Source organism: Phreatobacter oligotrophus (assembly GCF_003046185.1).
Taxonomy (GTDB): Bacteria; Pseudomonadota; Alphaproteobacteria; order Rhizobiales; family Phreatobacteraceae; genus Phreatobacter; species Phreatobacter oligotrophus.
This window is the reverse complement of the sequence record NZ_PZZL01000020.1, coordinates 1-26,838: the sequence shown is the minus strand read 5'-3', so window position 1 is coordinate 26,838 and position 26,838 is coordinate 1. Positions and strand designations below refer to the sequence as shown.

The window sequence follows — 26,838 nt, the reverse complement described above, 5'->3', positions numbered from 1 at the left end:
GAGCGCTGGGCTACCGTTCCCCGCGCGAGTTCATCGCATCACGAGCAAACGAAACCACGGTGGTGATCGCGTCCGATAATTGAGGGGCTACAACAGACCGTCATCGTGCTCGTCTCACTCCAGGGCGTCGAGATAGGCCTCGACCTCGTCGAGATCGGCCGAGAAGAGATAGCCCTTGTCGCCGAGCACGATGGCCATGGTCTCGGCATCGCGGAGCATGTAGCCGCCATGGGTGAGCACCTGTTTCGACGGCTTCTGCGCCGTCATCAGATGCAGGCCGTAGCGGACGCAGATGCGCTTGATGCGGCGCTCGCGCGAGGGGACCGATCCCTTCTGGCTCATCGGGGCGCGCCCAACCGCTCCGTCACTCCCATTCGACTATTTCCGGTCATCGTACCGCGTTGAATTATAAGCACAAAATATTTCTTCTGACGGTTTAACTCCGACCGGTGGGCCGTCAAAATTTTTCGCTTTTGATTTCAAAGGAAAATTCGCGCGATTTGAGTTCAGCGCGATTTCGGCCACTATCGCCAACGATCGGTCGATTTTTCGCTTCACCGATCGTGCAGCGGAATTTCGCGCCAGCGCGAGAAATACCGTCAACGCCTATAGCATGTCGCGCTCACACTCGCCATGCTCGTTGCCTCGACGGTGAATCCACCGCGCGAACGACCGAACGCTTCCCGATCTTGAGTCCTTTTTTTATGCCGACTGCGCAGTGATGCGCCCGGATGAGAGTTATGCGTGAATCTGGGTGACGACGGTTTGAGAGAGGCGGCGTATCGAGGCGGGTGAGAGCCTGCCAGAACCTCCAGGAAGGAGCGATACGCCATGTCGAGAGATAGCACCGTCATTCAGTTGCGTCAGCCTGACGCCATCGATGATCCCCTGACCGAAGTTGCCCGTGAAGGCGCCCGTCGGATGCTGGCTACGGTGCTGATCGCCGAAGCCGATGCCTTCGTCGCCGTGTGGAAGGATGTGAAGCTGCCGGATGGTCGTGACCGCGTCGTGCGTCATGGCCACGGGCCGGAGCGTGCGATCCAGACCGGGGTCGGACCTGTCGCGGTCCGGCGCGCCAAGGTTCGCGACCGCGGCAAGGTGGGCGCGGTGGAGAAGATCCGGTTCACTTCTTCGATCCTGCCCAAGTGGGCACGCCGGACCAGGAGCCTCGATGCTCTGCTTCCGATCTTGTATTTGCGTGGCATTTCGACCGGCGACTTCCAGGAGGCCCTCTCGGCTCTCCTCGGCAAGGACGCGCCGAACCTGTCGCCGGCGGTGATCACGCGGCTGACGGCGGAGTGGCAGACGGATTACGAGGCTTGGCAGAAGCGCGACCTCTCGGCGCGACGCTATGTCTATGTGTGGGCGGATGGGGTTTACCTGCAGGCCCGCATGGAGCCGCAGGCCGACTGCATGCTGGTGCTGATTGGCGCCACGCCGGAAGGCAAGAAGGAACTCGTCGGCTTCCAGACCGGGGTGCGTGAGAGCGCGCAGAGCTGGCTTGAGCTCCTCGTCGACGTCAAGCGGCGTGGGCTCGAGATCGCGCCGGACCTGGCCGTCGGCGACGGCGCGCTCGGCTTCTGGAAGGCGATCGAGGAGGTCTTTCCGAGCACCCGGCACCAGCGCTGTTGGGTTCACAAGACCGCCAACGTGCTGAATAAGGTCGCCCTCTCGGTCCAGGTCAATATGAAGGCGGACCTCCGTGAGATCTACGGCGCGCCGACACGCGCGGCAGCCGAAGCCGCGATCGACGTCTTCGCCGACAAGTACGGCGCCAAGTACGACAAGGCGGTCGTCTGTCTGACCAAGGATCGCGAGGCCCTGCTCGCCTTCTTCGATTTTCCCGCCGAGCATTGGGACCACTTGCGTACATCGAACCCGATCGAGAGCGTGTTCGCCACGGTCCGTCATCGAACCGTGCGCACCAAAGGATCGCTGTCGCAAAGGACCGCCAGGCTCATGGTGTTCAAGCTCGTCTCCGCGGCCGCCAAAACATGGCGGCGCCTGAAGGGCGAAAACCAGTTGCCGAAAGTCGTCCGAGGCGTCAAATTCCAAAACGGCGTCGAGGTCATCGAGAGGCCGGCTAATCACGCCGCCTGATCGGCCGCGTCACCCAAATTCCGGCATAGCTCTCCCGGATGATCATGGAGTCGACCATGTCGCCCTTGCGTTCTCGCTTTGCCAGTTCGCTCAGGCTCTCGATCAGCGCGTCGAACACGCCTGTTTCGACCCAGCGTCGGAACCGCCGAAAGACGCTGTTCCACTTGCCGTATTCTATGACCGCCCACTCGCTATCCGAAAGCCCAATTAGTTCGCCCAATGCCGCGCGCCTCCTCTCAAGACACGACCTTGAATCAAATATCAGTTGATTTGGGAATCCCTTTTGTCCACGAGACCTAAATTGATGCGCTTCACCCCAATTTAATATGCTTGGTCTAAATAACCATGCGATAATCCCAAAAAAACATCCGGCTGTTGACCATCTTTTGGAGGCCATTCGGCCAATCCCACCCATCGACGATGCTATCGCCTATATTGGGATACGCGCAAAGCCCAACGCTGCTTATCGGAGCGTAAATCAACAAGACTAAGCGGATCGACATCGATTTGCCAAAACGACTCGCTTGGTGCTCCCAGCACGTCGACGACGGCCGCACGGATAACCGATGCGTGGGTAACCGCAATCGTGTGACCATTGTCGTGCAACCTGGCAGCCATCCACTCCGAGACACGCAGCATCAGCGCGCGCAGCGACTCGCCGCCGTGTGGGGCGGCTTCAGAATCGGAGAGCCAGGTCGTAACGTCCGCCGGGTGTGCGGCCTGAATGTCGGCGAGCTTGCGACCGCTCCAGCGCCCATAGTCGCAATCTCGTAATGCCGTATCCACAACGGCATTAAGCGAAAGGGCTTCCGCGGTTTGTCGCGCGCGAAGCGCAGGGCTGGTCACCGCGCGATTCCAGCGCCGCAACGAAAGGCCGAGCTTTCTTGCCTGCTCCTCGACGCCCTCCTCAAGCGGCTCGTCAAGCGGAAAGGCAGATGCGCGCGTTGCCGCCGTTGCTCCGTGACATATTAAGGTAAGGCGCGCAGGCATCGATCTCGTGTCCCCGGATGAATCGCTTACTCTTGTACAATCTGACGCGATCCCATTGACAGTCGTGTTATCGCGCCGATAGTGTGACTTTATTGATGGGACAGGAAGCCGGTGTAAATCCGGGCGGTCGCGCCACTGTGACCGGTATCGCATGAGAACGCGGTCCGGAAGTCAGACCCTCCCCATTGCATAGCTTGTCATCGACGGGACGCGTAATCCCAGGAGGCTTCAATATGACCGATATCGTTCTTGCTCCCCATACCCGCCCAGTCCCCGTCCCAGCCGGCGAAATCATGCCCTGGGCCGTCTTCGGCAGCCTCCTCCTCTTGGTCGCGATCTATTTTGTCGGCGCCGAGCAGGGAGCCACGTCGCTGATCCCTGGCATGTATGTCCATGAGTTCCTCCACGACGGCCGACACCTTCTCGGTTTTCCCTGTCATTGAGAGGGAACCGTCATGGTCGGAGGTCTTCTCCTGCGGGGAATGCTCGTAGGTGTCATTGCCGGTCTATTGGCATTCGGATTCGCGCGCGTCTTCGGTGAACCGCAGATCGATCGCGCAATCGCGTTCGAAGAGCTGATGACCAAGGCGACTACATCGGCACCCGTCGCAGCGCATACCCACGATGCAACCGCCGCCGGCGGAGTGCACACACACGATAACGCACCGGAAGCCGAACTCGTTAGCCGCGATACCCAAGCCGGCCTCGGTCTGTTGACCGGCGTCGTGATCTACGGCGCGGCGATCGGCGGGCTGTTCGCACTGGTTTTTGCCTTTGCCTATGGCCGCGTCGGACATCTCGGAGCGCGCGCGACGGCAGCGCTGCTTGCCTTGGGCGCCTATGTCGCCATTGTGCTTGTACCCAACATCAAATATCCGGCCAGCCCTCCTGCAGTCGGGAACCCGGATACGGTCGGCTCACGAACCGGACTTTTCTTTCTCATGATCGTGGTCGCCGTAGCGGCGCTGATCTTGGCGGTTGCGTTGGCTCAACGTCTTCGCACCCGACTGGGCACTTGGAACGCAGCGATCTTGGCCGGCGTGACCTTCGCTGTATTCATTGCCATCGTGCAGTACGCATTGCCGTCCGTCGATGAAGTGCCAGACCAGTTCTCCGCCGTCGTGCTGTGGCGTTTCCGCGCTGCTTCGCTAGGGATCCACGCCGTGCTGTGGACCACCATCGGCCTTCTCTTCGGCGCTTTGACAGAACGTAGCATGGCCGCGCAGGTCGGCCGGACCATCGCGGCGCGCTCGCTCGCGCGCTGATCGGCGCGCCGATCATCCAACGGCACGGGTGAGGTATTTGCCGAAGCGGCATTCGGCCTTCTTCTTCGTCACGATGATAGCGTCAGAGAGCGCCCAAAATGAGAAAGCTATCCATCATTGGAATTGGCGCCGGCAATCCAGATTATCTCACCGTGCAGGCGATCAACGCCCTGAAGACGCTCGATGTCGTGTTCTTGATCGACAAAGGATCCGAAAAGAGCGCCTTGACCGCGCTGCGGACCGAGATTTGCGAGCGCTACATCGCGAACAAAGCCTTCCGCATTGTGGCGGCGGAAGATCCCGCGCGCGATCGTTCGCCGCGCGACTACGAATCCGCGGTCGCAGACTGGCACGCCAAACGCGCCGCCATCTACGAGCGCATGATCCGCGAGGAACTGGCCGACGGCCAGCACGGCGCTTTTCTGGTTTGGGGCGACCCCTGCCTCTACGACAGCACCTTGCGCATCGTCGATCAGGTCGCCGCCATGGGCACGGTTGCCTTCGAGGTCGAGGTGATCCCCGGGATCACCAGCATTCAGGCGCTGGCGGCGCGCCACAAGATTCCGATCAACCGCATCGGCGAACCTGTGTTGATCACGACCGGCCGCAAGCTCGCCGAGCGGCAGTCGCGCGATGCCGTGGTGATGCTCGACGGCGGCAGCGCATTTACAACGGTTGAGGACGAGGATGTTGAGATCTTCTGGGGCGCGTATCTCGGCACTGGCGACGAAATTCTCGCGTCGGGCCCGCTGCGCGAATGCACGGACGAGATACAAAAGATCAAGACCGACGCGCGGGCGCGGCACGGCTGGATCATGGACACTTATTTATTGAGAAAGACCGTCGCGTCGTGAGCTCGGTCAGTTGCCATATCGGACTACGACTGCGCGACCGCCGCCGCGACCAACAGAACGGCGATTTCGCCGATCTGTTCCAAGGCGCCGAGCACGTCGCCGGTTTGGCCTTGGATCTGCTGCCGGCACAGCCAGGCCATCGCCCCATGCAGGCAGGCGAGCGCGACCAGTGCGATCAAACCAGCCGCAAAGCCAAAGCCGCCGCCGAGCGCGACAATGCCGAATGCAATGGCAGCGCTCACGCTCGTTCCTGGGGGTATGCCGGCATGGGCGCTCAACCCGTCGGTGCGAGCCGGCTGCACCCAGCGCATGAAGGCGGGCAGCCCGGCGCGCGCCGCCGCATGCGCGGCAATCAGGGCCGCGAACACGAGCGTGGGGTCGCGCAGGCTCGCGAGAGCGCCGATCCGCAATACGAACGACAACACCAGCGCGCAAACGCCATAGGTGCCGATCCGGCTGTCGCGCATGATCTCCAGCTTGCGTTCGCGCGTCGCGCCGCCGCCGAATCCGTCGGCGACATCGGCCAGGCCGTCTTCGTGCAGACAACCGGTAACACCCGCCGTCGCCGCGACAGCCAACGCAGCGGCGGGCCAGGCGGGCAGATGCAACAGACTGCACAATGCGTAGACCGTGCCGCCCAAGGCGCCGATGACACCGCCGACAATGGGCGCCGACCAGAGCGCCCGCGCGACATCGCCGCGATCGATGGGCGTCGACCGCGACAGCGGCAGGCGCGTCAGGAAGATGACGGCGATTTCAAGCTCGGCGTAACGCTGGCGCATCCAATCGACGGCGAACATGATCTCTCTTTACGACGCGGTGGCTCGGGAGCGTTGCTCCCCCAACTCTCTAGCAGGAAAGCCGTCTGCAACGTGACCCCCTCGAACGCATTATGATAGTGAGAAGCAACAATGACGAACATAGCCGGCGATCCGTCTTCCACGACAGGCAACGCAGAACAGGCAACAAGTTTCGCCGCAATGGCCGATCTGCGCGCGGCCTGCCTCAATCTACCCGCCGGCAACGATGCGGCGGCGGCCGAAGCCCTCGCCCGGCAGGCGACACTGACCAAGCCGCCCGGCAGTCTTGGCCGGCTGGAGGAGATCGCCACGTGGCTGGCCAAATGGGGTGGCGCCAGCCGGCGGCTCGACCGCGTCGATGTGCTGATCTTCGCCGGCAATCATGGCATCACGGCGCAAGGTGTGTCGCCCTATCCCGCTGCCGTCACCGCGCAGATGGTGGCCAATTTCAACCACGGCGGCGCCGCGATCAATCAACTGGCGCAGGTTTCGTCGGCGACGCTACGGGTCGTCGCACTCGATCTCGATCGCCCCACCGCCGATTTCACGCTTGAACCGGCGATGGACGAAGCGGCTTTCCTGAAGGCCGTGGCCGAAGGCTACAACGCAGTGCGAGCCGGTACTGACCTTGTCTGCCTGGGCGAGATGGGGATCGGCAACACCACGGCGGCTGCGGCGATTGCCGCGGCGCTTTATGGTGGCGGCGGCGCGCGCTGGGCCGGCCGCGGCACCGGCCTCGACGATCGCGGCATGGAGCGCAAGCGGGCGGCGATCGACACCGCGCTCGCCCGGCATGCGGGTCTGCTCGGCGATCCGCTGATGATCGCCGCCACATTCGGCGGTCGCGAACTTGCCGCGATCCTCGGCGCCACACTTGCCGCGCGGCATCGCGGCATTCCCGTACTGCTCGATGGTTTCGTCTGCACCGCGGCGGTTGCGCCGCTGGCAAAATTGCGCGCCGACGCGCTCGATCATACCCAAGCGGCCCACGTGTCGGCCGAGGCCGGACACCGGGCGCTGCTCGGCGAACTCAAGCTGCAGCCGCTGCTCGATCTCGGGATGCGATTGGGTGAAGGCTCCGGCGCGGCGCTGGCTGTGCCGATGCTGCGTGCCGCGCTCGCCTGTCACACCGGGATGGCGACGTTCGCCGAAGCCGGCGTCGCGGGCAAGCCGCACTGACCGGTCAGCCTTCCCGCGCGATAGCGTGAAAGAAGGTGCCGGAGACGCGTCCGCGACGGCTGCCGGTCTCGGCGACCGGCCGGCCCTGGGCATCCGTCACATCGACCAGCCGCTCGTCGCCTTCGCCCAACGATGTGATCGTGGCGTGATGATATTCATGACCGCGAATAGTTTCGCCGGTAGCGCCGAGTGGGCCGTCAGCAAGCAGCCGCGCATGACGATAACCAAGATGCAGCTTGCGCTTTGCAAAGCTAGTAGCGTGGCCGAGCAAGCCGGCCATGACGTGGCGCACGCCTTGCGCGTCCTCGATGCTTTCGCCGAGCACCATGTAGCCGCCGCACTCGCCATGAACCGGGTGGCGCTGCGCGAAACGTCTAAGCCCATCCAGAAAGCGGCGGGCCGATGCCAGCCGTCCAGCGTGCAATTCCGGATATCCGCCCGGCAGCCAGCAGGCGTCGCAATCTTCCGGAGGCGTCTCGTCGCACAACGGCGCAAATGGAACAATCTCCGCGCCGGCGCGACGCCAGCCATCGAGGACATGCGCATAGACGAAGGTGAAGGCCTCATCGGAGGCGAGCGCAATTCGTTGCCCGGGCGGCGAAAGCATCGTGCGGACCGGTGCGCCACTTGCGACAAGCGGCGACGCGATTGCGGCGATGGCGTCGAGGTCAAGATAGCGCTCCATCACATCGGCGAAACGTCCGATCCGCGCAGCTAAATCCGCATGCTCACTCGCCTGTACCAGCCCGAGATGCCGCTCCGGCAGCACCAGCGTTTCGTCGCGCGGAATAGCGCCGAGCACCGGAATGCCCAGCGCCTTAAGCGCATCCGCGATCAGCATGCGATGCCGGTCGCTGCCTAACCGATTGAGCACGACGCCGCCGATCCGGACCGCCGGATTGTAATTGGCGAAGCCGGCCGCGACCGCCGCCGCCGATTGCGACTGTCCCGACACGTCGAGCACCAGCAGCACCGGCAGGTTAAATCGCGCGGCCAAATCCGCGGCCGCGCCGGAGCGGCCGGGCTCGCCCGGCACGCCATCGAACAGGCCCATGGCGCCTTCGATCACCAGCACCTCGGCGTCGCCTGCCGTGTCCGCGATCAGCGCTTCAATCAGCGATGGCGGCATCGCCCAGGTATCGAGGTTCATTCCCTTGGCGCCGGTCGCGGCGGCATGAAAGGCCGGGTCGATATAGTCGGGCCCCGACTTCGCTGCCCGCATTGCGATGCCTTTGCGCGTGAGTGCCGCCAGCAACCCAAGCGTGACGATGGTCTTGCCCGAACCGGAACGCGGCGCCGAGACGATCAGGCCACGTGCACTCACCGTACGACCTCGGCTTCAGCGGCGATCTGGAGAAGCTTGTCGCGCTCATTGACGATATCGCCGACGACAATCAGGCCAGGCAAATCGACGCCGATCGCTTCGACGTCATGGGCCAGTCGGCCGAGCCTCGAAATGACGATGCGCTGCTCCGCCCGGGTTGCCGCCACGATCACCGCCGCCGGCGTGTCCGGTGCGAGCCCCCCGCGCGACAGCGCAACCGCAATGCGTTGTATGTAATGCATCGCCATATAGATGACGATCGGCTGTCCGGTGCGCGCAAGAGCCGCCCAGTCGATATCTCCTTCCGGCCCGGCATTGCCGGTCACAAAGATGATGGCGTGATTGACGCCCCGCATCGTTGCCGGGATCGACGCCGCGGTCAGTGCGGCGAGCCCGGCAGTAATGCCGGGAACGATACGATAGGGAATCGCGGCATGCGCCAGCGCCGCGGCCTCCTCGCCGCCGCGCCCGAACACACAAGGATCGCCGCCCTTCAAACGCACCAACCGGCGGCCGATGCGCGCCAGCGCGATCAAGCGATTGCATATATCCGTTTGTGGCGTCGACGGCTGGCCGCCGCGCTTGCCGGCATACTCCAGTCGCGCCTGCGGACCGGCGAGCGCCAACACGCGGCGATCGATCAGCGCGTCATGCACGATGACATCGGCCTGCGCGAGCGCAGCGAGCGCGTCGAGCGTCAACAGACCGGGATCGCCGGGACCGGCGCCGACTAGCCACACGTGCCCCGGCTCAAGAAGGGGAAACTTCCCGCGCAGCGCCGCGAGGGCTTCGAGTTGATTCATGGGCGCCACATCAACCTCTGCTGCCGCGAAATCGCCGGCGATAGTCCGGATCGTAGAGAGCGCTTTCCCGGAAATCATGCGCCGCGAGCGCGCGGCCGACCAGCACCAGCGCGGTGCGTTCGATCGGCTCGGCCGCAACCTGAGCACAGATCGAGCCGAGCGTGCCGCGCAGGATGCGCTCGTCCGGCCAGCTTGCACGCACCACCACCGCGACCGGACAATCGGCGCCGTAGACCGGCGATAATTGATCGACGATCGTATCGATCGACTGAATTGCCAGATGAATGACCAGCGTTGCGCCGGTCGCGGCGAAAGCGGCCAGGCGTTCGCCTTCCGGCATGGCGGACGCGCGGCCGGGCATGCGCGTCAGCACCACGCTCTGCGTCAATTCCGGCACGGTGAATTCGCGCCCGAGCGCCGCAGACGCCGCCGCAAACGCCGGAACGCCCGGCGTTACCGTATAAGGTATCGCCAACCGATCAAGACGCCGGAGCTGCTCGGCCAAGGCGCTGTAGATCGAAAGGTCGCCGGAATGCAGGCGCGCGATGTCGAGGCCTTGCGCGTGAGCCGCCGCGAACTCCGCTTCGATCTCGTCGAGCGACATCGGCGCGGTGTCAACGATGCGGGCGCCGGAAGGGCAATAGCTGAGCAACTCCTTCGGCACGAGCGAGCCGGCATAGAGACAAACCGGACAGCGCGCGATCAGATCGCGACCGCGCACCGTGATCAGGTCGGCGGCCCCTGGCCCCGCGCCAATGAAATGCACCGTCATGATGTCTCTCCGCTGAGTGCAAGCGCGCAAGTCGCCATTCCGACCGTGACGCGCGGCACCAACAATCGCGCCTCAGGGCCTGCGGCAGCAAGCGCCGCCGCTTCGGCGACCGAGGGAACGCCGGTCAGGGCAAAGACACGCACGGACTTCGTCACGCCGCGTGCGGCGGCCGCTTCAAGCTCGGTCTGCGCCACTGCGATGAATTTAATGCCGCGCGCCCGTGCTACTTCGGCAATGCCGGCTTCATTGGCTTTGGCCGCCGACGTCGCAATCGCATCCACTGCGCGTGTCGGTGTGCCCGCGCCGTTCAAGGCAGCAGACAACGCCGCTTCAACATCCTGCGCGGAAGCGCCCCTGCAACATCCGATGCCGGCGACGATCATGACTTGATCCAGACCCATTGCGTCACCGGCATAGCTGGACGCCAGCCCGTCTTACCACCGACGGCATCGGCGCGCGTCAACGCGATGCGGATCAGTTCACCACCATCGGTGAGGTGGCGCGCGGTAAGTACTGTCTCGGTTTCCAAAGTCACCGCGTTGACCACAAGACGCCCGCCGGATTTTAGCGCGGCCACTGCCACGTCAAGCAGCCCCGGACGAGCGGCGCCGCCGCCGACGAAGATAGCATCCGGCGGCGGCAAACCATCGAGCGCCGCCGGCGCGTCACCTTCGATAATCTCCAGGCCGGGCACACCGAATGCGGCGGCGTTGCGCCGAATGCGCGCCGCCCGTTCAACGTTCTGCTCGATCGCGATGGCGCGCATCGATGTATCAGCGAGCAGCCATTCGATCGCCACCGAGCCTGCGCCGGCGCCGATGTCCCACAGCAGCTCTCTGCGCGTTGGCGCCAGCGACGATAGTGTCACTGCACGAATCTCGCGCTTGGTGATCTGGCCATCGTGCTCGAACAGAACATCCGGCAAACCGGCGGCGCGCGCCAGAACGCGTGCACCAGAGGCAGCGTCGACCTCCAGCGCCACGATGTTGAGCGCGGATATATCGGCAAGGTCGAAACCGGCGGCGCGCGTGGTGCGCACCTTTTCACGCGGCCCGCCAAGCGCTTCCAGCACGGTCAGCCGCGATGCGCCAAAGCCCGCTTCGGTGAGCAAGGCAGCCAAGGCGCCTGGCCCCGCTCCATCCGGCGTCAGCGCCAACACCCGCGCACCCGGCTGCAGATGCGGGCGTATCAGGTCGAGCGAGCGGCCGTGCAATGAAACCAATGTGGTTTCCGGCAGCGACCAGCCGAGCCGGGCGGCGGCAAGGCTGAATGACGATGGTGCAGGCACGACCAACATCTCGGCCGGATCGACGTGGCGCGCAAGCAGTGTCCCGACTCCGTAGAAAAACGGATCGCCCGAGGCCAGCACGCACACGGAACGGCCGCGTTGTGCGACGACTTGCTGCACCGCCTCATCGAACGGGCTTGGCCACGGTTGGGCCGCGCCACGGATCAGGGCACCTGCAAGTTCCAGATGTCGCTTGCCGCCGAATACGACTTCCGCGTCGGCAATCAAACCTCGCGCAACCGAACTCAATCCATCGACGCCGTCCTCGCCGATGCCGACGATGGACAGCCAGCGCCGCATTGCGGCAATGTGCGGCATGAGCGGACTAGCGAGCGGCATGCGGCATATTCTCATACTCGGAGGCACGGTCGAGGCGCGGCAACTGGCCGGACGGCTTGCGCAGCGCACCGATCTCGGCGTGACGCTGTCGCTTGCCGGTCGCACCGCCCAGCCCGCCGCGCAACCGGTGCCGGTGCGGAGCGGAGGATTTGGCGGCGTCGGCGGCCTCGCCGACTATCTTACAGCGCAACACATCGATGCGCTGATCGACGCTACGCATCCCTATGCCGCCATTATTTCCCGTCATGCGGCCGAAGCCGCCGCGCGAACCGGAACGCCGATCCTGGCGTTGCGGCGGCCGTCTTGGACCCCTGTCGCCGGCGACCGCTGGATCGACGTCGACGACGTTACGGGTGCGGTTCACGCGCTCGGAGACACGTCCCGCCGGGTGTTTCTCACCATCGGCCGCAACGAGGTCGCAGCCTTCGCTGTCGCCTCGCAACACAGTTATCTCGTGCGCAGCGTCGATCCGATCGAACCGCCGCTTGCTGTACCGAATGCGACTTATATTGTGGCGCGCGGTCCGTTCTCCGAGGCCGACGAATACACGCTGCTGAAAACACATCGCACCGAATTCGTTGTGTCGAAGAACAGCGGCAGTGACGCAACCTATGGCAAAATCGCCGCGGCGCGCTCGCTTGGAATTACGGTCGTCATGCTGCGCCGGCCGGCATTGCCAACAGTCCCGTCCGTCGAGTCGGTCGAGGATGCGGTGCGTTGGCTCGATCATGCGCCGGAGCCCTGAATGGATCGCGGCGTATAGACCAATGGCGCGAGGCCGGGCCGTGCGATGACGCGCGTCATGGCGGAACCGATGATGATGAGCGTCGCCATGTCGGCGACGGATGGATCGGCGGCTTCGAGCGTCGTCACGATGACGTTCTCATCCGGCCGCCCGACCGCGCGTCCGAACACGATCGGCGTCGATGGCGCCAGATGCCGGCGCAGACGCTCGAACGCGTTTCCGAGTTGCCAGGGTCGCGCACGCGAGATCGGATTGTAAAGCGCCGTCACGAACCCCGCGCTTGCCGCCGCGTCGAGACGCCGTTCGATGACATCCCAAGGCTTCAAGTTGTCCGACAGCGAGATGGCGCAAAAATCGTGACCGAGCGGAGCTCCCACGCGCGCCGCGACCGCGAGCATCGCCGTCACGCCGGGGACAACCGAAACGTCGAGCCTGCGCCAGCTTTCATCGCCGCTTTCGATCTGCTCGCACACGGCGGCAGCCATCGCGAACACGCCGGGATCGCCGCCGGACACCATTGCGACCTTGGCGCCGCGCGCGGCATGGTCGAGCGCCGCCGCCGCCCGGCTTCCCTCCTCGCGATTGTCCGATGCGTGGCGCATTTGTCCGGGGCGCACGGGCACGCGGTCAAGATAAGGACCATAGCCGTAGAGCGCGTCTGCCGATGCGAGCGCCATCGCCGCTTCCGGCGTCATTGTATCGGGATTTCCCGGCCCAAGGCCAACCACCGCGAGAGCGCCGCTCATGATCGCTTCTCCCAACCGGGCACTAGGATGACCGAGAAATAAGGCGCGGTGTCATCGCGCTTTTGTTCGAGCGGCATCGTGACCGCGTCCGCGGTGGTGCCGCGCTCGACATAGACGGCGCGCGCCAAGCGTCCGGTGCGGCCGAGGGCGCGGCGCACCTTGCCGAGATGGCGCCCGAGCTTCATCACCACCGCGGCATCGGCATCGGCGAAGCGGCGTTCCAGTTCCGGCTCCGGCAAAGTCGCCGGCAGCACCATGAAGACATCGTCGCCCTGCGCCATCGGCGCGTTTGCGGAAGACCAGCAGCCCGACATTCCGGTCACGCCGGGGATGATATCCGTCCTGTAGTGCGGTGACAGCCGCACATGCAGATGCATGTACGAGCCGTAAAACAAAGGATCGCCTTCGCTGAGAATAGCGACCGTGCGGCCGGCATCGAGATGCCGCGCCACGGCCGCGGCCGACTGATCGTAGAACTGGCCGATGGAATCACGATAGGCGGTACCGTCCGTCGGTAATTCGGTCGTCACCGGATAGAGTAACGGCAGTTCGACGACACCGGCGCGCATACAACCTTCGACAATCTTGCGCGCGTTGCTGGCGTTGCCGGCCTTGGCGAAATGCGCGACGACATCGGCCTCGGCAAGCGTCCGCGCCGCCTTCAACGTGAGCAGCTCCGGATCGCCCGGCCCAACGCCAACACCGATCAAACGCCCGCTCACAATCCGGCCCTCGCCAAAGCATTGATCGCCGCCGCCGTCATAGCGCTGCCGCCCATGCGGCCCCGGACAATCAGATAGGGAACGCCGCAAGGATCGGCGGCGAGCGCGGCTTTCGATTCGGCCGCGCCGACAAAGCCGACGGGAATGCCCAAGATCGCAGCGGGCTTCGGACCGCCGCGCCCCAGCCACCCGAGTAGATGAAACAGAGCAGTCGGTGCATTGCCGATCGCGACAATCGCGCCCGCCAGGCGATCGGCCCACAGTTCAACCGCGGCGGCAGAGCGCGTCGTGGACAACGTCTCGGCAAGCGCCGGTACGCGCGGATCGCGTAGCGTACACAGCACCTCGTTACTTGAGGGCAAACGCGCGCGCGTAATGCCATGCGCGACCATTTCGGAATCGCATAGGATCGGCGCGCCGCCGGCAATGGCCGCGCGCGCGGCCGCGGCAAAACCGCCGCCGAACTCGATGTATTGCGCCGCGTCGGTATTGCCGCAAGCATGTACCATGCGCACCGCAATGTCCGCCTCGTCCTCCGAGAAGCGCGAAAGATCGGTCTCGGCACGGATGATGGCGAACGATTCCCGGTAGATCGCCATGCCGTCGCGCAGATAGTCGTGGTGGTCAGCCATGATCGCGCTCCGCTTTGGACCCGACGTGCGACGCCAAAAGAATTTTCAGTTGATCCGGCAAATCCTCGACCGTTACCGAGCGCGACAGCACGCCGTCCAACACCACGTCACATTTCCCGTCGCGGCCGAAAATGGCCACAGGCGCGGGCGCCGGATGCGCACAACCTTTGTAACAGCCAGACACGTGAATGACGTCCTTGCAGGACGCCGCACCGGCGGCGCCCATAACGGCAGGCGCCATGGCGCGGGCTGGAATTTGGCCCGACGCGCAAATCGGCGCGCCGGCGCATGCCACCACCCGTCGGCGCGGATCGACGGCGTCGACAATGAACCCGAGCGCGAGCGCATCGGCAACGAACGCGTGCGCGGTAGCCGGCTGAAGTCCGAGCAGCAACAAGGCTCGGCCCGGCGCGGTTCGAAGGCCATTCGCGCCCGCGTGGCGCGCAGCTTCGATCAAGCGGAGCAGCATTTCTGAATCCGAATGCCCAAAGGGCAAGCCAAGGCCGATCGCCGCCTCGTCCATATGCAGCGCATGCACGCCGATCGGCTCGGCAGCCGGACGGGGCGCAGGAGGCGGCCTGTCGATAACGAGATCGGCCACCGCCGATTTGAATGCGCTCAATCCTTCACCCTGAACAGCATCCCGCATGCGAGCGTTTGGGGCCTTTGCCGCAAGCAATTCCAACAATCGGAGGACGCATGCCACCGCGCCCTCCGGCGCGACTGCGCCGATCGGTGTTGATGTCGACGCATTCCCGCCAAGCGAAACGTGAAGCGATGCGCCGTGCTGAGCATCGATGGCGCGCAGTCTGACATCGGCGGCAACATCATCGAAATGCAAGACGCCGCCACCGTCGACGACCACTGAAACCTTGGCCGACAGACTTGAAGCAATTGATGCCGACGCAAAACTCGCGCGCAACGCGGCAGCCAGAGCGCCAGCATTAAATGTATCGTCGTCATCGAGGCCGCTAAGCGGATTCACCTGAACCGGAATGCCTTCGCTGCCGTCGATGCGCAGCGCAGCCACATCGGCCGCCAACATCGGCGCCGACGCTGCGCTGAGGCCGCGAATCTGAATGCTGCCGCGCGACGTGATCTCGATGATGCCGTTGCCGTGCGTCCGTGCAGCCCGGCACAGACCACCAAACGCGTCCAAGCCGATGGTCGATCCGGTCGGCGTCAATCGCGCCAGCAGACCGTCACCGGTCATCATTGGCGCCGACAGTCCCGGACAAGCGCCGCGGCGATAAAGCGCGTTCATGACACCGCCTCCGCTCGCAAAGCACTCAGGCTCGCGTCGACATCGTTGCGGCGCGGATGCCACAAGCCAAGCCGGCGCGCCGCAGCGAGCCGCTCGGCAATGGCGCGCGCCGCCGCCGGATTTTCGGACAGCAAGAACGCGCGCACACGCGCATCGACGAGATAGGCATCGTGCACGAGATCGATGAGCACGCTCGGCACCGCGCCGGTCGTTGTTGCAAAATCGATCAGCCGGTCCACCGTCTCAGCAAGCTCAGCCGCGCCGCGCGGACCGTGGCGCATTTGTCCTTCGATAAAGCGCGGGTTGATCGCCCGCGAACGCACGATCCGCGCCAAGGCCGCGGCAAGTGGCCGCGCCCGCGGGCGGCACGGATCGGTCATGTCCAACATGACGAGATCGGGGCTTCGGCCGAGGGTCGCGGCCGCAGCGGCAAAGCCCCCGACGAACGATGCGTCTTCGGCGCCTTCGAGCAGATCGCGCGATGGATCGTCGCTGACATGCACCAGAAGATCGGCCGCCGCGACACGCGCGGAAAATGCGTCGGGCGCGTGATCACCCGCGCCATCCGCCCCGCCGTAGATGTGCGACGCGGCGGCAAGATAGGCCGCACCGATGCTCTGGCGGTCGGTCTCTTGCCCGTTGTTCAGCAAATCAACGCCAGCGCCGTAAGCGCCGGGCGCGGTTCCGAAAATGCGCGCAAGTGCAATTCTGGCATCGCCGTTCGACGCCCGGCGCACCGCTGCCAGCGGATTCTCATCGTCGACTTCATCACGCGCAGCAACCGCCTTCACCGCGGCATCGAGCAGCGCGATTTGCGCCGGGAACAAATCGCGGAACAGCCCAGAGATGCGCCAGGTCACGTCGACGCGCGGCCGGCCGCTCGACACGCACGGCAGCACCTCGATTCCGAGCACCCGCCCGGTGCCGTGATCCCATGTCGGCCGGCAACCCATCAAAGCGAGACCTTGCGCGATCTCCTCGCCGCCCGTTCGCAATGTAGCGCTGCCCCACAGGTCGATCACCAAAGCGCGCGGCATCTCGCCGTGGGTCTGCATATAGCCGCGGATGACCTCGTCCGCCGCCAGGCGGCCGAGGTCCATGGCGGTCGGCGTCGGCAGTGTGCGCGGGTCGGCGGTATACATATTGCGCCCGGTCGGCATCACGTCGCGACGCTCACGATGCGGCGAGCCGGAGGGCCCGGGTGCGATCCGTCGTCCGTCGAGCGCATCGATCAGACTGCGCCGTTCGCTGTCCGCGCTCGCGGTCCAGGCAGGATCCGCCCCACCACCCAAAGGCGCGCGTCCGTAGATGTGCTGGCCATCCTTGACCGCGAGATCCTTGAGATCGCACAGCCAAGCATCGATGCGGCGCAGCGCCTCTTCCGGATTGGCGCGCGTCTCAACGCCGGCCTCGCGGGCAAGGCCGCTACGCTGCGCGGTCTCGACGATCAGGCCGGCCAGCCGCTCGCGCCGGCGGCGGTCAAGGCCATCGGCCTGGGCATATTCATCGACCAGCCGTTCCAGCTCGCGCGCGTCGCCGGACAAGTCCGCACCCACGAGTGGTGGCGGCAGATGGCCGATGGTGAGCGCTGCGATCCGTCGCTTGGCCTGCGCCGCCTCGCCGGGATTGCTGACGATGAAGGGATAGATGACCGGCAGCGATCCGACGACAGCTTCCGGGAAGCACGCCTGCGTCAATGCCACCGCCTTGCCGGGAAGCCATTCGAGCGTGCCGTGAGCACCCATGTGGACGATGGCGTCGACGGCTGCGACATGCTGCATCCATAGCCCGAAGGCCAGCAGCGCATGGCGCGGCGGCAATGACGGATCGTGATAGTCCGACCGCCGGCTGCCCGGTCGCCCGCGGTCGGGCGGCAAGGCCACGATCGCGTTGCCAAAGCTGCGCGCGCGGAAATGGAACGCACCGTCGCGCACATCGGGATCGGTCTCCGGCTCGCCCCATGCGGCGCGGATTTTTTCGTCGACGCTCAACGGAAGCTTGGCAAGCTGCTCGCGATACGCCGCGATGGACATGCAACAGTCGGAGTCCGGCTTGCCGACAGCGTAAAGCAGTGCTTTCGAACTCTGAGGCGCGTCTGAAACAGCATAGCCCGCATCCGCAAGATCGGTGAGCAGCGCGTTGACGCTGGCCGGCACATCAAGGCCGACGGCATAGCCGGTCCGGCCCGGCGCCCCGGGATAATCGGGCATCAGGATCGCAATCCGCCGTTCGTGGCGCGGCTTCATCTGCAATCGCACCAAGCTCGCAATCCGATCGGCCACGGCATCGATCCGACCCGGCTCAGGCTCATTAGCGATGCCGGTGAACGCCAAGCCTTCGAACAGTTGCGAGGGATTTTTGAATGACAACACGCCGGCAAGCACGCGGCCATCGAGTTCGGGCAGCACGACATGCATGGCGAGATCGGCGGCGCCAAACCCGCGCGGGCTGTCGCTCCAGGCCGCACGCTTGGTGGTGGCGACGATGGCCTGAAGCACGGGAACACCGACGTCATCGAGCGGCGTTGGCGCGCCGGGTTCTCCGGCGGCGGCAAACGCCGTCGTGGTGACGATCACAGCGGGAGCCAACCGCGATAATGCCGCGCGTAGGAACAAGGCGGCTTCGGCATCCTTCAGGCTGGTGACGAACAGCGGCGCCGGCGCGAGCCCACGCGCGACCAGCGCATGATAGAGCGCATCGATCGGCGCAACGTCCGCGGCCAGCAGCATCGACCTGTAAAAGACGATCGGGATCACCGGCCGCCCGTGCGTAATCGTGCTCAGGAGGCGATCGAGATCAATCGTTTGTTCCGCCGGCGTGTATCCACCGGCCCGTGGCAGCGGGCTGGGTTCGGAATATTTCAACGCCGCCCCTGCATGTCCGGACAACCGGCGCAAGAGCGCGCGAAGATTGTCACGGCCACCCTCACGGAAGTAGCGCAGCAAGGCCGCGAGTTCGTCGGACGGCAGCGTCGATATCTCGGCAAGCCGCGGATCGTCGCGATCCTCGCCGGGTAACACTGCCAGCGCGATGCCGCGTTCCTGCGCGAGCACGGCGAGCCGCTCAATTCCGTATTGCCACCAAACGAGCCCGCCGAGCAGACGGACGACGATCACCTTGGCATGGCGGCCAACGCGATCGATCCAGAGGTCGACCGACATCGGGTGCTTGAGATCGCGCAATTGCACCAGACGGACGCTCGGCAACGTCTCGCGCTCGACGGCCCAGGCTGCGGCAAGTCCGCCTAGATCGCTGTCGGCAAACGAAAGAATAGCGATATCGCCGGGCGGCTGACCGAGATCGACCGGCTCGACGATGTCGTCAAGGCTCGCTGAGCTGGTCGTCAATAGATGCATCGATCATCCACTGAGCATGCGCGTGATGACGGCGCGGTCTAGTCCCTTAAGCCCGATCACCACTAGGCGCGTCTCGCGCTTTTCCGACGCGGCCCAGGGGCGATCGTAGTGCGACGTGACGCGCGGGCCGACCGCCTGCACCAAGAGCCGCATCGGCTTGCCGCGCACCGCCGCGAAACCCTTGATCCGCAGCACGCCGGTCGCCTCGGCGGTCGCCGCCACGAGACCCGTCAGCGCCGCCGGGTCGTCGATCTCAGGCAGCGGCACGACGAAGCTGTCGAAATCGTCGTGATCATGATCGAGCTCGTCGTCATGCAACGTCCGGCGGTTTTCGATATCGGCTTCGGTGCCGACATTGAGGCCGAGCAGCGTCGGCGCATCGACCTTGCCGTTCGACACCTGCACGACCTTGACCGCGCGCGGCAAGGCCTTGGCGATTGACGCCGACGCTTTGTCGATCCCCGATTGATCAAGAAGATCGCATTTGTTCATCACGACAAGATCGGCGCATGCGATCTGATCTTGGAACACTTCTTCGATCGGATCGTCATGATCGAGCGCGTTGTCCGCCGCACGCTGCGTGGCCAGCGCCTTCATGTCGCCCGACACCTGGCCGTCGGCCAGCGCCGCGCCATCGACGACCGCGACCACGCCATCCACGGTCACGCGATTCTTGATCGACGGCCAGTGGAACGCTTGGACCAGCGGCTTTGGCAGCGCGAGCCCGGAGGTCTCGATCACGATGTGTTCGACCTTAGGACGGAGCGCGAGAATGACGTCGAGCGCCGGGACAAACTCGTCGGCCACGGTGCAACACAGGCACCCGTTCGCAAGCTCGACGATATTCTCCTCGGGGCAGGTTTCGTCGCCGCAACCCTTCAAGATTTCGCCGTCGATGCCGACATCGCCAAATTCATTGACGATGATGGCGAGCCGGCGCCCGTTCGCATTGGCCAGCACGTGACGGATCAGCGTCGTCTTGCCGGCCCCCAGAAAGCCGGTGACGATCGTACATGGAACGCGCGCAAGCTCATCCGTCATTCGCTCGGCTCCTGAAAATCAAACGGCGGCACCCGCGCGATCAATCCCCGCTTCAAGGCGTCCGGCCGGTCGCGCCACGGCATCAAGCCGTCGGCCGATTGAGCGAGAAGCTGCGCGCCTTGCACCAACGCCTGCGCGTCCGCCGCCGGATCGAGATGACCGAATACGTAAGTCCACGCGGGGGCCGATGCATCGGTCCGTCGCATCACCGCGCTGCAGCCGCGCTTGCAATTAGCAAGGCAGCGCAACGGTTGAACGGTGATATCGGTGTTTTCAGCCGCACGCGCCGTTGCCGCGGCAAGCGCCGCGCCGGGGCGTGGCGCATCGTCCGGATCGTCGGGCTGCCGGCACGTCGTGCAGACATAGATGATGGCTGTCGCGCCGTTACGCGCCTCAATGTCTGCGTTGTTGGAATTATCGGCCATTGTCACCCGCGCTGCTCCTCCTTGGAGCGATCCGCATTAATCTCGGGTGCTCGAACGGCATACGCCGCCCGATGAGGCCGTCACAGCGTTGTTTGTGCCAGGGCACCCCGCCCGGCACGTGACGGAACTAACGGCAGGTCTCCTGGCTTGCGGGTCACCGCCCGTCACCGCCTTCCCGGGAATGTCCCAGTGGCATTGTGGCACGAGCTCGCCGCTTACAGTTGCGGGGGCAGCTACGGAATTGGGACCTTCGTCCCGCACCGCATTCCCTTTTCGCTCTTCTGTTCGAAAAGACCGTCAGTTCCAGACCTATAAATGGCCAGATGGCGGCTTTGTCAATGGACGCACCAGTTGGCGCGCCGGTGCGGCCCTAGCCTTTTGGGTGGGCAATATGGTTCAAAGGACCGCGCCGGCTTAGGGTGATGATTTGAATGGTGGATGGTCTATTGGCAAGCGACGGCCCGCAATTGACCCTTGTCCTCGGCGGCGCCCGGTCGGGCAAAAGCCGCTATGCGGAATCGGCTGTCATGGCGTCGCGACCGCCCTGGATATACGTCGCGACCGCGGAACCATTGGACGACGAGATGGCGGCGCGGATCGCCAAGCACCGCGATCGTCGCGGACGCGATTGGCAAACGGTCGAAGCGCCGCTCGACCTCGCTGGGGCGATCTCCACCGCAGCGGCATCGAGCGCAATTCTCGTCGATTGCCTGACGCTGTGGCTCTCAAATCTGATGCTCAAGGAACGCGACATCGACGCCGAAGTTGAGCGCCTCGAAACCGCAATGACGACGCGCAAGACGCCGCTCGTTCTGGTCAGCAACGAGGTCGGATTTGGCATCGTGCCAGAGAACGCACAAGCTCGGCGATTTCGCGATCTGCAAGGGCGGCTCAATCAGCGGATCGCGGCGCGTGCCGACCGCGTCGTCCTCGTCGTCGCAGGGCTGCCGATGTTCGTAAAGGGAACGCCATGAGCAAGATCATCGACGAGACCGAAGCCGAACGCCACCGCGCCAAGATGGAAAAGCGAAAGGCGGTGCAGGACGCCGAGATCGCGGAAAAGACAGTCGAGAAGGGCCTGCTGATCATCCACACCGGTACCGGCAAGGGCAAGTCGACCGCGGCTTTCGGGCTCGCGCTCCGCATGCTCGGACGCGGGCGGCGCGTCGGCGTTATCCAATTCATCAAGGGTGCCTGGCATTCGGCGGAACGCGACGCGCTGGAGACCTTCGGCGATCAGGTGGTCTGGCACACCATGGGCGAAGGCTTCACCTGGGATACGCAGGACCTTAAGCGCGACGTCGCCGCGGCAGAACGCGCCTGGAACAAAGCCTGCGAACTGATGGCCGACCCGACGCTCGCGCTCCTCATCCTCGATGAGCTGAACATCGCGCTGCGCTATGATTATCTCGATCTGCGGGCGGTCATCTCAACGCTCGCCGCGAGGCGACCCGACCTGCACGTGGTCATCACCGGCCGCAACGCCAAGCCCGACCTGATCGCCGCGGCCGATCTGGTCACCGACATGACCCTCGTCAAACATCACTTCAAGGCCGGCGTGAAGGCACAGCCCGGCATCGAGTTTTAAGATTTGGAGTTCTGACAGTGGCCGCACGCGCGATTATGTTTCAGGGCACCGGCTCCGACGTGGGCAAATCGCTCATCGTCGCCGGCCTCGCGCGCGCCTACACCAAACGCGGACTGCGGGTTCGCCCATTCAAGGCGCAAAACATGTCCAATAACGCCGCGGTCGCAGCCGACGGGGGCGAGATCGGCCGCGCGCAGGCGCTGCAAGCGCGCGCCGCCGGCGTGCCGCCCAGCATTCACATGAACCCGGTGCTCCTCAAGCCACAGAGTCAAGTCGGCGCGCAAATCGTCGTGCAGGGAAAAGTCTATGGCACGGCGAAAGGCATCGAATACATGCGCATGAAACCCAAAATAATGCCCTACGTGCTCGACAGTTTCGAACGCTTGAAGCAAGAAGCCGATCTGATCCTGGTCGAAGGCGCGGGAAGCGCCTCGGAAATCAATTTGCGGAAACATGACATCGCCAACATGGGTTTCGCGCGTGCAACCGATACGCCTGTCGTGATCATCGGCGACATTGACCGCGGCGGCGTGATTGCAAGTCTGATCGGCACCAAGGCCGTTCTCGATCCCGAAGACGCCGCGCTTGTCCAAGGCTTCATCGTCAACAAATTCAGCGGCGACCCAAGCTTGTTCGCCGCCGGCGATGACGCAATTGTCGCTGCTACCGGCTGGCCTTCGCTTGGCTTGGTTCCCTACTTTTCCGAGTCGCGGAATCTTCCGGCTGAGGATTCGTTGGCGCTGGATCGTCCAACCCGGCGGCGCGACAACGCCAAGCTTGTGATCGCCGTTCCCATCCTGCCGCAGATCGCCAACTTCGATGACCTCGATCCGCTTGAAGCTGAATCCAACATCAACCTGATCCGCGTCCATCCCGGCCAAGCATTGCCCGGCGATGCGGACCTGGTGATCCTTCCCGGATCGAAAACGACCATTGCCGGGCTAAGGGCGCTGCGTGAGAGCGGCTTCGACGTCGATATCGCCGCGCATGTCCGCCGGGGTGGAATGGTGCTTGGGCTGTGCGGCGGCTATCAAATGTTGGGCAAGAGCATCGCCGATCCGAGCGGCATCGAAGGGCCGGCCGGAACGGTGCCGGGATTAGGTTTGCTCGACGTCGAAACGGTGCTGTCGCCGGAGAAAAGACTGGAGCTGAGCAGCGGAACGACACGCGACGGTGTCTCCTTCTCCGGCTACGAAATGCACATGGGTGTGACGGAAGGATCCGACCGTGCGCGGCCGTTCGCGCATCTCGCGGACGGAACGCCCGAGGGCGCGATTTCAGCCAATGGCCTGGTGGTCGGCACCTATATCCACGGAATTTTCGCCGACGACAAACAGCGCGCGGCATGGCTTGCCCGCTTGGACGGTGGCGCGACGACAATCGCTTACGACGACCTGGTCGAACGCACGCTGGACCGGCTGGCTTGGCATCTCACCACGTTCATCGATCTCGACCGGCTGCTTACATTGGCGCGATGACGACCGCGGCGAGAACGGCCACCAGCACGATGAAGATCAAATCGGCGCGCCGATAAAGCGCCAGCGCGGCGCGAATATCTGTCGGCCCGGCATCGCTGCGGCCGTTGCCCATGGCCGCGTCCTCAACCATGACCCCACCGTAGACGCGTGGACCTGCCAACGCCAAACCCAATGCGCCCGCCATGGCCGCTTCCGGGTAGCCCGCATTCGGCGATCGATGATGATGGGCATCGCGGCGCACCGCCCGCCAGGCCTGCGATGCGGACGCATTCTTGCTGATGGCCGCCGCCGCGATAATCAAAAGAGCGGACAGACGCGACGCCGGCAGGTTAACGAGATCGTCCAAACGCGCGGCCGCGAAGCCGAAGTCGCCATAGCGCGGGGTGCGATGACCGATCATGCTGTCGGCTGTATTGATGGCCTTATAGGCAGCGCCGCCAGCCAGTCCGCCAAGGGTGAGCCAGAACACCGGCGCAACGATGCCGTCGGAAAAATTTTCGGCCAGGCTTTCGATGGCCGCGCGCGACACGCCAGCCGCATCAAGAGTATCGGGATCGCGGCCGACGATCTGCGACACCGCTTGGCGTCCACCCGACAGCCCCTCGCGCTCCAGTGCATCGGCCACCCGGGCGACATGAACATGCAGGCTGCGCTGAGCGAGCAGCGTGCTAGCCAGCGTGCCGGCCATTACGATGCCCAATGGCAGCAGCAGAAGCCCGCGTTGCACGCCGAACCCCAAGGCGGCCGGAACCGCGACAATACAGAAAGCGGCCATGAATCCCGACGTCTTGCGATAGGCCGCGCTTCGGTCCGGACGGTTGAACTTGCAATCGAGCCAGTCGATCATGTAGCCCATCCACATCACCGGATGGCCGATCGCCCGCGTGATGCGATCGGGATAGCCGACCGCGGCTTCGATCAAGAGGGCCAGTAAGGTAACCGTGACGTTCATCAACCCTCACATCGAGGCATTGGGTCTGGCGCCGCTTGCCCATGGCGGCGATTTGGTCGCGGCACGGCGCCTGTTTCCCAATGCCCCGGAACCTTTCATCGATCTGTCGACCGGGATCAATCCCTATTCCTATCCATTACCGCCACTGCCGACCGATTGTTTCACCCGGCTGCCCGATCGGGCCGCCGTCGGGGCGCTGGCGGCCACCGCCGCCCGTGCTTATGGCGCACCGTCCGAGGGCTGCGTGGTGCCCGCGCCGGGAACGCAAATCCTGCTAACCCAGGTGGCAGCGTTGGCGACCCGAGGGCGTGCCGTCATCTTAGGCCCGACTTATGCCGAGCATGCGCACGCGGCACAATTGATAGGGCACGAAACGATCGAGGTTTCAGATCCCAATCTACTTCGATCGGCCAACCTCGCGGTCGTGGTCAACCCGAACAATCCGGACGGACGAATCCTTCATAAACCATTGCTGCTCGATATCGCCGCCGAGCTTCACCGGCGCGGCGGGCTGCTGGTCGTCGATGAAGCCTTCGCCGACGTGGCGAGCCAATTTAGCCTCGCCGAAACCGTCGAGCGGCCGAATATAATCGTGCTGCGGTCATTTGGTAAATTTTATGGGCTGGCTGGCCTACGCCTCGGCTTTGCGCTGTTGCAGCCACGCCTTGCTCTGCGGTTACAGGCCATGCTCGGACCATGGTCGGTATCCGGGCCCGCTATCGTCATCGGCCAGGCCGCATTAGCGGACGTCGATTGGAAAACACGGACGATCGCTGAATTGGCGCAAGCCGTCGTGCGGCTGGATCGCCTGCTGGTGGCAGCGGGCCTTGAAATTGTGGGCGGTACCTTGCTTTACCGACTGACACGATGTGCCGACGCGGCCGTGTTGTTCGAACATCTCGGCCGCGCGGGGATCTTGGTCCGGCGTTTCAGCGAAAATTCTGAGTGGCTGCGGTGGGGTATCCCTCACGGCGATCCCTCTTGGCTGCGGTTGGAAGCCGCCCTGACGACAGCGCATCTCGCGTAGAAAACTCGAACCATGAAAAGCTGTATCGCATGAGTGGGGCTCCAAAATTTGATGCAAATTTCCGTGCTCAGCTGCGCGATCTGCTAATTTGGCGTCGAGACGTTAGGCATTTCAGACAAGATCCGGTTTCCAAAGATACTTTGCATCGCCTACTCCAGCTTGCTTGTCTCTCGCCCTCGGTAGGGCTCAGTCAACCATGGCGCTTTGTCGTCGTTCGTGATTCGACTCGACGCGATGCTATTCGCGCATGTTTCGAGGCGTGCAATGCCGAGGCTTTGTTAGATCAAACACAAGAGCGCGCCTCACTCTATGCTCGTCTGAAACTTGCTGGATTGGACGATGCGCCTTGTCAGGTAGCAGTGTTCGCAGATCGTTCTACCACCCAAGGGCGTGGTCTCGGGCGACTTACAATGCCAGAAATGATCGAATATTCTGCGGTTCTTGCTGCCCATACGCTGTGGCTTGCAGCTCGAGCCGAAGGTGTTGGCCTCGGCTGGCTCTCGATTTTAGATCCATTGCGCGTCGCTGAGATATTGGACGTCCCCGCAGAATGGACGTTAATTGGCTATCTCTGCTTGGGCTATCCCGTTGACGAGAACCAGACGCCGCTTCTTGAACAAGAGGGATGGGAAGCTCGGCGTCCGTTGTCAGAGGTGATTGTCGATCGCTGACTATTGAGCCGATGCAATTTCGTTGTGCCGCGGTTTTTACGAATCAGATGCGGTCGCCTGGATGCGTTAATAGACGCCCCGAAGCGGCACCTCCGCTGCCAAACGGGTCAACAGCTTAGCATGCCGATCCACGCCCCCGCCGATTAACAATCTCACCTCTGATAAATCTCATTATCGCGGGTCACATTGGATGCTCAGCCCCTCCTACGGGCTGACGTGACCCCCGTTTCTCATCCAGCCGGAGCGAGAGTCCTGGGTTGATCTGAGCCTTCGTTGAGGTGGGTGGCAAGAGGCCGGCGCGCGTAGCTATCAGCCTGCGCAGCGTGCCGGCCGACGTCGCCGCAGAGGGCGCTGGCGTAGGCCCGAGGCGTGAGCCAGCCGATGACGTTGCCCCCGTCGAAGCCCTCGGTTTGAACTGGACTCCGTCGAAAGGAGACGGAGATGAAGAAGAGCCGGTTCACGGAAGACCAGATCATT

Annotated in this window: 29 protein-coding genes and 1 riboswitch; of the genes, 11 read left to right on the top strand and 18 right to left on the bottom strand. The window is 64.1% G+C overall.

The features are described 5' to 3' along the window. Positions 1 to 114: 114 nt before the first annotated feature. Positions 115 to 342 carry a hypothetical protein gene (locus tag C8P69_RS21750; protein WP_108179559.1) on the bottom strand — a complete coding sequence of 76 codons (228 nt, stop codon included), beginning with the start codon at positions 340 to 342 and terminating at the stop codon, positions 115 to 117. 489 nt (positions 343 to 831) lie between these two features. Between C8P69_RS21750 and C8P69_RS21745 the strand changes: the two genes are divergently transcribed. Further along, positions 832 to 2,100 (top strand): IS256 family transposase, encoded by a 1,269-nt coding sequence (locus tag C8P69_RS21745; protein ID WP_108179558.1) that lies wholly within the window; start codon positions 832 to 834, stop codon positions 2,098 to 2,100. On the opposite strand, the gene C8P69_RS24490 is transcribed toward C8P69_RS21745, so the two are convergent. Together C8P69_RS24490 and C8P69_RS21735 are read right to left on the bottom strand one after the other, a co-directional pair. Then, positions 2,084 to 2,218, bottom strand: a complete 135-nt coding sequence (locus C8P69_RS24490) for a hypothetical protein (RefSeq protein ID WP_281260083.1) — start codon at positions 2,216 to 2,218, stop codon at positions 2,084 to 2,086. The genes C8P69_RS21745 and C8P69_RS24490 overlap by 17 nt on opposite strands. A gap of 305 nt (positions 2,219 to 2,523) precedes the next feature. Beyond that, the gene (locus tag C8P69_RS21735) at positions 2,524 to 3,090 is read right to left on the bottom strand and encodes a histidine phosphatase family protein (protein ID WP_108179557.1); all 567 of its coding nucleotides are present in this window, start codon (positions 3,088 to 3,090) and stop codon (positions 2,524 to 2,526) included. 233 nt (positions 3,091 to 3,323) lie between these two features. Here C8P69_RS21735 and C8P69_RS21730 point away from each other — a divergent pair, with 233 nt between their 5' ends. From C8P69_RS21730 to cobF, 3 genes are all read left to right on the top strand, one after another. After that, positions 3,324 to 3,533 (top strand): CbtB domain-containing protein, encoded by a 210-nt coding sequence (locus C8P69_RS21730; protein WP_108179556.1) that lies wholly within the window; start codon positions 3,324 to 3,326, stop codon positions 3,531 to 3,533. Between the two features lie 12 nt (positions 3,534 to 3,545). Beyond that, positions 3,546 to 4,355, top strand: a complete 810-nt coding sequence (locus C8P69_RS21725) for a CbtA family protein (RefSeq protein WP_108179555.1) — start codon at positions 3,546 to 3,548, stop codon at positions 4,353 to 4,355. 98 nt (positions 4,356 to 4,453) lie between these two features. Further along, a complete protein-coding gene (gene cobF / locus C8P69_RS21720) occupies positions 4,454 to 5,209 on the top strand; it encodes a precorrin-6A synthase (deacetylating) (protein ID WP_108179554.1) in 756 nt (251 codons plus the stop codon). Between the two features lie 23 nt (positions 5,210 to 5,232). Here the strand turns inward: cobF and cobS are convergent, their stop codons facing one another. Continuing rightward, positions 5,233 to 6,012: an adenosylcobinamide-GDP ribazoletransferase gene (cobS, locus tag C8P69_RS21715; RefSeq protein ID WP_170118351.1), complete on the bottom strand. Its 780-nt coding sequence runs from the start codon at positions 6,010 to 6,012 to the stop codon at positions 5,233 to 5,235. A gap of 177 nt (positions 6,013 to 6,189) precedes the next feature. Between cobS and cobT the strand changes: the two genes are divergently transcribed. Continuing rightward, positions 6,190 to 7,188, top strand: a complete 999-nt coding sequence (gene cobT / locus C8P69_RS21710) for a nicotinate-nucleotide--dimethylbenzimidazole phosphoribosyltransferase (protein WP_425440778.1) — start codon at positions 6,190 to 6,192, stop codon at positions 7,186 to 7,188. A gap of 4 nt (positions 7,189 to 7,192) precedes the next feature. Here the strand turns inward: cobT and C8P69_RS21705 are convergent, their stop codons facing one another. From C8P69_RS21705 to cbiE, 5 genes are read right to left on the bottom strand one after another with little or no spacing between them, the layout of a single operon-like run. Next, the gene (locus tag C8P69_RS21705; protein ID WP_108179551.1) at positions 7,193 to 8,512 is read right to left on the bottom strand and encodes a cobyrinic acid a,c-diamide synthase CobB; all 1,320 of its coding nucleotides are present in this window, start codon (positions 8,510 to 8,512) and stop codon (positions 7,193 to 7,195) included. Then, positions 8,509 to 9,315, bottom strand: a complete 807-nt coding sequence (gene cobA, locus C8P69_RS21700) for a uroporphyrinogen-III C-methyltransferase (protein WP_108179550.1) — start codon at positions 9,313 to 9,315, stop codon at positions 8,509 to 8,511. Before cobA ends, C8P69_RS21705 begins: the two co-directional genes overlap by 4 nt. Before the next feature lie 10 nt (positions 9,316 to 9,325). Beyond that, the gene (cobM, locus tag C8P69_RS21695; protein ID WP_108179549.1) at positions 9,326 to 10,087 is read right to left on the bottom strand and encodes a precorrin-4 C(11)-methyltransferase; all 762 of its coding nucleotides are present in this window, start codon (positions 10,085 to 10,087) and stop codon (positions 9,326 to 9,328) included. Next, complete coding sequence (locus tag C8P69_RS21690) at positions 10,084 to 10,470, bottom strand: cobalamin biosynthesis protein (RefSeq protein ID WP_108179548.1); 387 nt, start codon at positions 10,468 to 10,470, stop codon at positions 10,084 to 10,086. The genes cobM and C8P69_RS21690 overlap by 4 nt, the downstream gene beginning before the upstream one ends. Further along, on the bottom strand, positions 10,467 to 11,714 hold the full coding sequence (cbiE, locus tag C8P69_RS21685) for a precorrin-6y C5,15-methyltransferase (decarboxylating) subunit CbiE (protein WP_245902182.1): 1,248 nt from the start codon (positions 11,712 to 11,714) through the stop codon (positions 10,467 to 10,469). Before cbiE ends, C8P69_RS21690 begins: the two co-directional genes overlap by 4 nt. Between cbiE and C8P69_RS21680 the strand changes: the two genes are divergently transcribed. Further along, a complete protein-coding gene (locus C8P69_RS21680; RefSeq protein ID WP_108179547.1) occupies positions 11,713 to 12,459 on the top strand; it encodes a cobalt-precorrin-6A reductase in 747 nt (248 codons plus the stop codon). The genes cbiE and C8P69_RS21680 overlap by 2 nt on opposite strands. On the opposite strand, the gene C8P69_RS21675 is transcribed toward C8P69_RS21680, so the two are convergent. Genes C8P69_RS21675 through C8P69_RS21645 form a run of 7 tightly spaced genes read right to left on the bottom strand, consistent with a single transcriptional unit; the run spans position 12,441 to position 20,645 of the window. Next, positions 12,441 to 13,205 (bottom strand): precorrin-3B C(17)-methyltransferase, encoded by a 765-nt coding sequence (locus tag C8P69_RS21675; protein WP_108179546.1) that lies wholly within the window; start codon positions 13,203 to 13,205, stop codon positions 12,441 to 12,443. The two genes, C8P69_RS21680 and C8P69_RS21675, sit on opposite strands and share 19 nt — an antisense overlap. After that, a complete protein-coding gene (locus C8P69_RS21670; RefSeq protein WP_245902181.1) occupies positions 13,202 to 13,915 on the bottom strand; it encodes a precorrin-2 C(20)-methyltransferase in 714 nt (237 codons plus the stop codon). Before C8P69_RS21670 ends, C8P69_RS21675 begins: the two co-directional genes overlap by 4 nt. Positions 13,916 to 13,923: 8 nt before the next feature. Next, positions 13,924 to 14,559 (bottom strand): precorrin-8X methylmutase, encoded by a 636-nt coding sequence (locus tag C8P69_RS21665; protein ID WP_108179544.1) that lies wholly within the window; start codon positions 14,557 to 14,559, stop codon positions 13,924 to 13,926. After that, a complete protein-coding gene (gene cobG / locus C8P69_RS21660; protein ID WP_108179543.1) occupies positions 14,552 to 15,823 on the bottom strand; it encodes a precorrin-3B synthase in 1,272 nt (423 codons plus the stop codon). The genes C8P69_RS21665 and cobG overlap by 8 nt, the downstream gene beginning before the upstream one ends. Next, positions 15,820 to 19,179 carry a cobaltochelatase subunit CobN gene (gene cobN / locus C8P69_RS21655; RefSeq protein ID WP_108179542.1) on the bottom strand — a complete coding sequence of 1,120 codons (3,360 nt, stop codon included), beginning with the start codon at positions 19,177 to 19,179 and terminating at the stop codon, positions 15,820 to 15,822. Before cobN ends, cobG begins: the two co-directional genes overlap by 4 nt. Positions 19,180 to 19,182: 3 nt before the next feature. Beyond that, a complete protein-coding gene (gene cobW, locus C8P69_RS21650) occupies positions 19,183 to 20,220 on the bottom strand; it encodes a cobalamin biosynthesis protein CobW (protein WP_108179541.1) in 1,038 nt (345 codons plus the stop codon). Further along, a complete protein-coding gene (locus C8P69_RS21645) occupies positions 20,217 to 20,645 on the bottom strand; it encodes a DUF1636 family protein (RefSeq protein WP_108179540.1) in 429 nt (142 codons plus the stop codon). The genes cobW and C8P69_RS21645 overlap by 4 nt, the downstream gene beginning before the upstream one ends. A gap of 115 nt (positions 20,646 to 20,760) precedes the next feature. Next, positions 20,761 to 20,959, bottom strand: a riboswitch (cobalamin riboswitch). Positions 20,960 to 21,076: 117 nt separating this feature from the next. Between C8P69_RS21645 and cobU the strand changes: the two genes are divergently transcribed. From cobU to C8P69_RS21630, 3 genes are read left to right on the top strand one after another with little or no spacing between them, the layout of a single operon-like run. Next, the gene (gene cobU / locus C8P69_RS21640) at positions 21,077 to 21,619 is read left to right on the top strand and encodes a bifunctional adenosylcobinamide kinase/adenosylcobinamide-phosphate guanylyltransferase (protein WP_108179539.1); all 543 of its coding nucleotides are present in this window, start codon (positions 21,077 to 21,079) and stop codon (positions 21,617 to 21,619) included. Further along, positions 21,616 to 22,233, top strand: a complete 618-nt coding sequence (gene cobO, locus C8P69_RS21635) for a cob(I)yrinic acid a,c-diamide adenosyltransferase (RefSeq protein ID WP_108179538.1) — start codon at positions 21,616 to 21,618, stop codon at positions 22,231 to 22,233. The genes cobU and cobO overlap by 4 nt, the downstream gene beginning before the upstream one ends. Before the next feature lie 17 nt (positions 22,234 to 22,250). After that, positions 22,251 to 23,711, top strand: coding sequence for a cobyric acid synthase (locus tag C8P69_RS21630; RefSeq protein ID WP_245902180.1), 1,461 nt, complete (start codon positions 22,251 to 22,253; stop codon positions 23,709 to 23,711). Here the strand turns inward: C8P69_RS21630 and cbiB are convergent. Further along, positions 23,695 to 24,663, bottom strand: a complete 969-nt coding sequence (cbiB, locus tag C8P69_RS21625) for an adenosylcobinamide-phosphate synthase CbiB (protein ID WP_108179536.1) — start codon at positions 24,661 to 24,663, stop codon at positions 23,695 to 23,697. The genes C8P69_RS21630 and cbiB overlap by 17 nt on opposite strands. Here cbiB and cobD point away from each other — a divergent pair. Both cobD and bluB read left to right on the top strand, forming a co-directional pair. Beyond that, positions 24,653 to 25,690 (top strand): threonine-phosphate decarboxylase CobD, encoded by a 1,038-nt coding sequence (cobD, locus tag C8P69_RS21620; protein WP_245902179.1) that lies wholly within the window; start codon positions 24,653 to 24,655, stop codon positions 25,688 to 25,690. The two genes, cbiB and cobD, sit on opposite strands and share 11 nt — an antisense overlap. A 29-nt stretch (positions 25,691 to 25,719) precedes the next feature. After that, positions 25,720 to 26,361, top strand: coding sequence for a 5,6-dimethylbenzimidazole synthase (gene bluB / locus C8P69_RS21615; RefSeq protein WP_108179535.1), 642 nt, complete (start codon positions 25,720 to 25,722; stop codon positions 26,359 to 26,361). A gap of 230 nt (positions 26,362 to 26,591) precedes the next feature. Here bluB and C8P69_RS24090 read toward each other — a convergent pair. Further along, on the bottom strand, positions 26,592 to 26,838 hold a 247-nt coding region (locus C8P69_RS24090), incomplete at its 5' end, for a hypothetical protein (RefSeq protein ID WP_211353856.1).

What these genes read in the sequence shown, in the direction of transcription:
- cobW (WP_108179541.1), bottom strand. Translation starts at nt 20,220, where the DNA reads ATGACGGATGAGCTTGCGCGCGTTCCATGTACGATCGTCACCGGCTTT.
- cobT (WP_425440778.1), top strand. Translation starts at nt 6,190, where the DNA reads ATGGCCGATCTGCGCGCGGCCTGCCTCAATCTACCCGCCGGCAACGAT.
- cobN (WP_108179542.1), bottom strand. Translation starts at nt 19,179, where the DNA reads ATGCATCTATTGACGACCAGCTCAGCGAGCCTTGACGACATCGTCGAG.
- C8P69_RS21675 (WP_108179546.1), bottom strand. Translation starts at nt 13,205, where the DNA reads ATGAGCGGCGCTCTCGCGGTGGTTGGCCTTGGGCCGGGAAATCCCGAT.
- C8P69_RS21665 (WP_108179544.1), bottom strand. Translation starts at nt 14,559, where the DNA reads ATGGCTGACCACCACGACTATCTGCGCGACGGCATGGCGATCTACCGG.
- C8P69_RS21645 (WP_108179540.1), bottom strand. Translation starts at nt 20,645, where the DNA reads ATGGCCGATAATTCCAACAACGCAGACATTGAGGCGCGTAACGGCGCG.
- cobG (WP_108179543.1), bottom strand. Translation starts at nt 15,823, where the DNA reads ATGAACGCGCTTTATCGCCGCGGCGCTTGTCCGGGACTGTCGGCGCCA.
- C8P69_RS21690 (WP_108179548.1), bottom strand. Translation starts at nt 10,470, where the DNA reads ATGATCGTCGCCGGCATCGGATGTTGCAGGGGCGCTTCCGCGCAGGAT.
- cobU (WP_108179539.1), top strand. Translation starts at nt 21,077, where the DNA reads ATGGTGGATGGTCTATTGGCAAGCGACGGCCCGCAATTGACCCTTGTC.
- C8P69_RS21730 (WP_108179556.1), top strand. Translation starts at nt 3,324, where the DNA reads ATGACCGATATCGTTCTTGCTCCCCATACCCGCCCAGTCCCCGTCCCA.
- bluB (WP_108179535.1), top strand. Translation starts at nt 25,720, where the DNA reads ATGAGTGGGGCTCCAAAATTTGATGCAAATTTCCGTGCTCAGCTGCGC.
- C8P69_RS21750 (WP_108179559.1), bottom strand. Translation starts at nt 342, where the DNA reads ATGAGCCAGAAGGGATCGGTCCCCTCGCGCGAGCGCCGCATCAAGCGC.
- cobO (WP_108179538.1), top strand. Translation starts at nt 21,616, where the DNA reads ATGAGCAAGATCATCGACGAGACCGAAGCCGAACGCCACCGCGCCAAG.
- cbiE (WP_245902182.1), bottom strand. Translation starts at nt 11,714, where the DNA reads ATGCCGCTCGCTAGTCCGCTCATGCCGCACATTGCCGCAATGCGGCGC.
- cbiB (WP_108179536.1), bottom strand. Translation starts at nt 24,663, where the DNA reads ATGAACGTCACGGTTACCTTACTGGCCCTCTTGATCGAAGCCGCGGTC.
- cobF (WP_108179554.1), top strand. Translation starts at nt 4,454, where the DNA reads ATGAGAAAGCTATCCATCATTGGAATTGGCGCCGGCAATCCAGATTAT.
- C8P69_RS21745 (WP_108179558.1), top strand. Translation starts at nt 832, where the DNA reads ATGTCGAGAGATAGCACCGTCATTCAGTTGCGTCAGCCTGACGCCATC.
- C8P69_RS21680 (WP_108179547.1), top strand. Translation starts at nt 11,713, where the DNA reads ATGCGGCATATTCTCATACTCGGAGGCACGGTCGAGGCGCGGCAACTG.
- C8P69_RS21735 (WP_108179557.1), bottom strand. Translation starts at nt 3,090, where the DNA reads ATGCCTGCGCGCCTTACCTTAATATGTCACGGAGCAACGGCGGCAACG.
- C8P69_RS21725 (WP_108179555.1), top strand. Translation starts at nt 3,546, where the DNA reads ATGGTCGGAGGTCTTCTCCTGCGGGGAATGCTCGTAGGTGTCATTGCC.
- cobM (WP_108179549.1), bottom strand. Translation starts at nt 10,087, where the DNA reads ATGACGGTGCATTTCATTGGCGCGGGGCCAGGGGCCGCCGACCTGATC.
- cobA (WP_108179550.1), bottom strand. Translation starts at nt 9,315, where the DNA reads ATGAATCAACTCGAAGCCCTCGCGGCGCTGCGCGGGAAGTTTCCCCTT.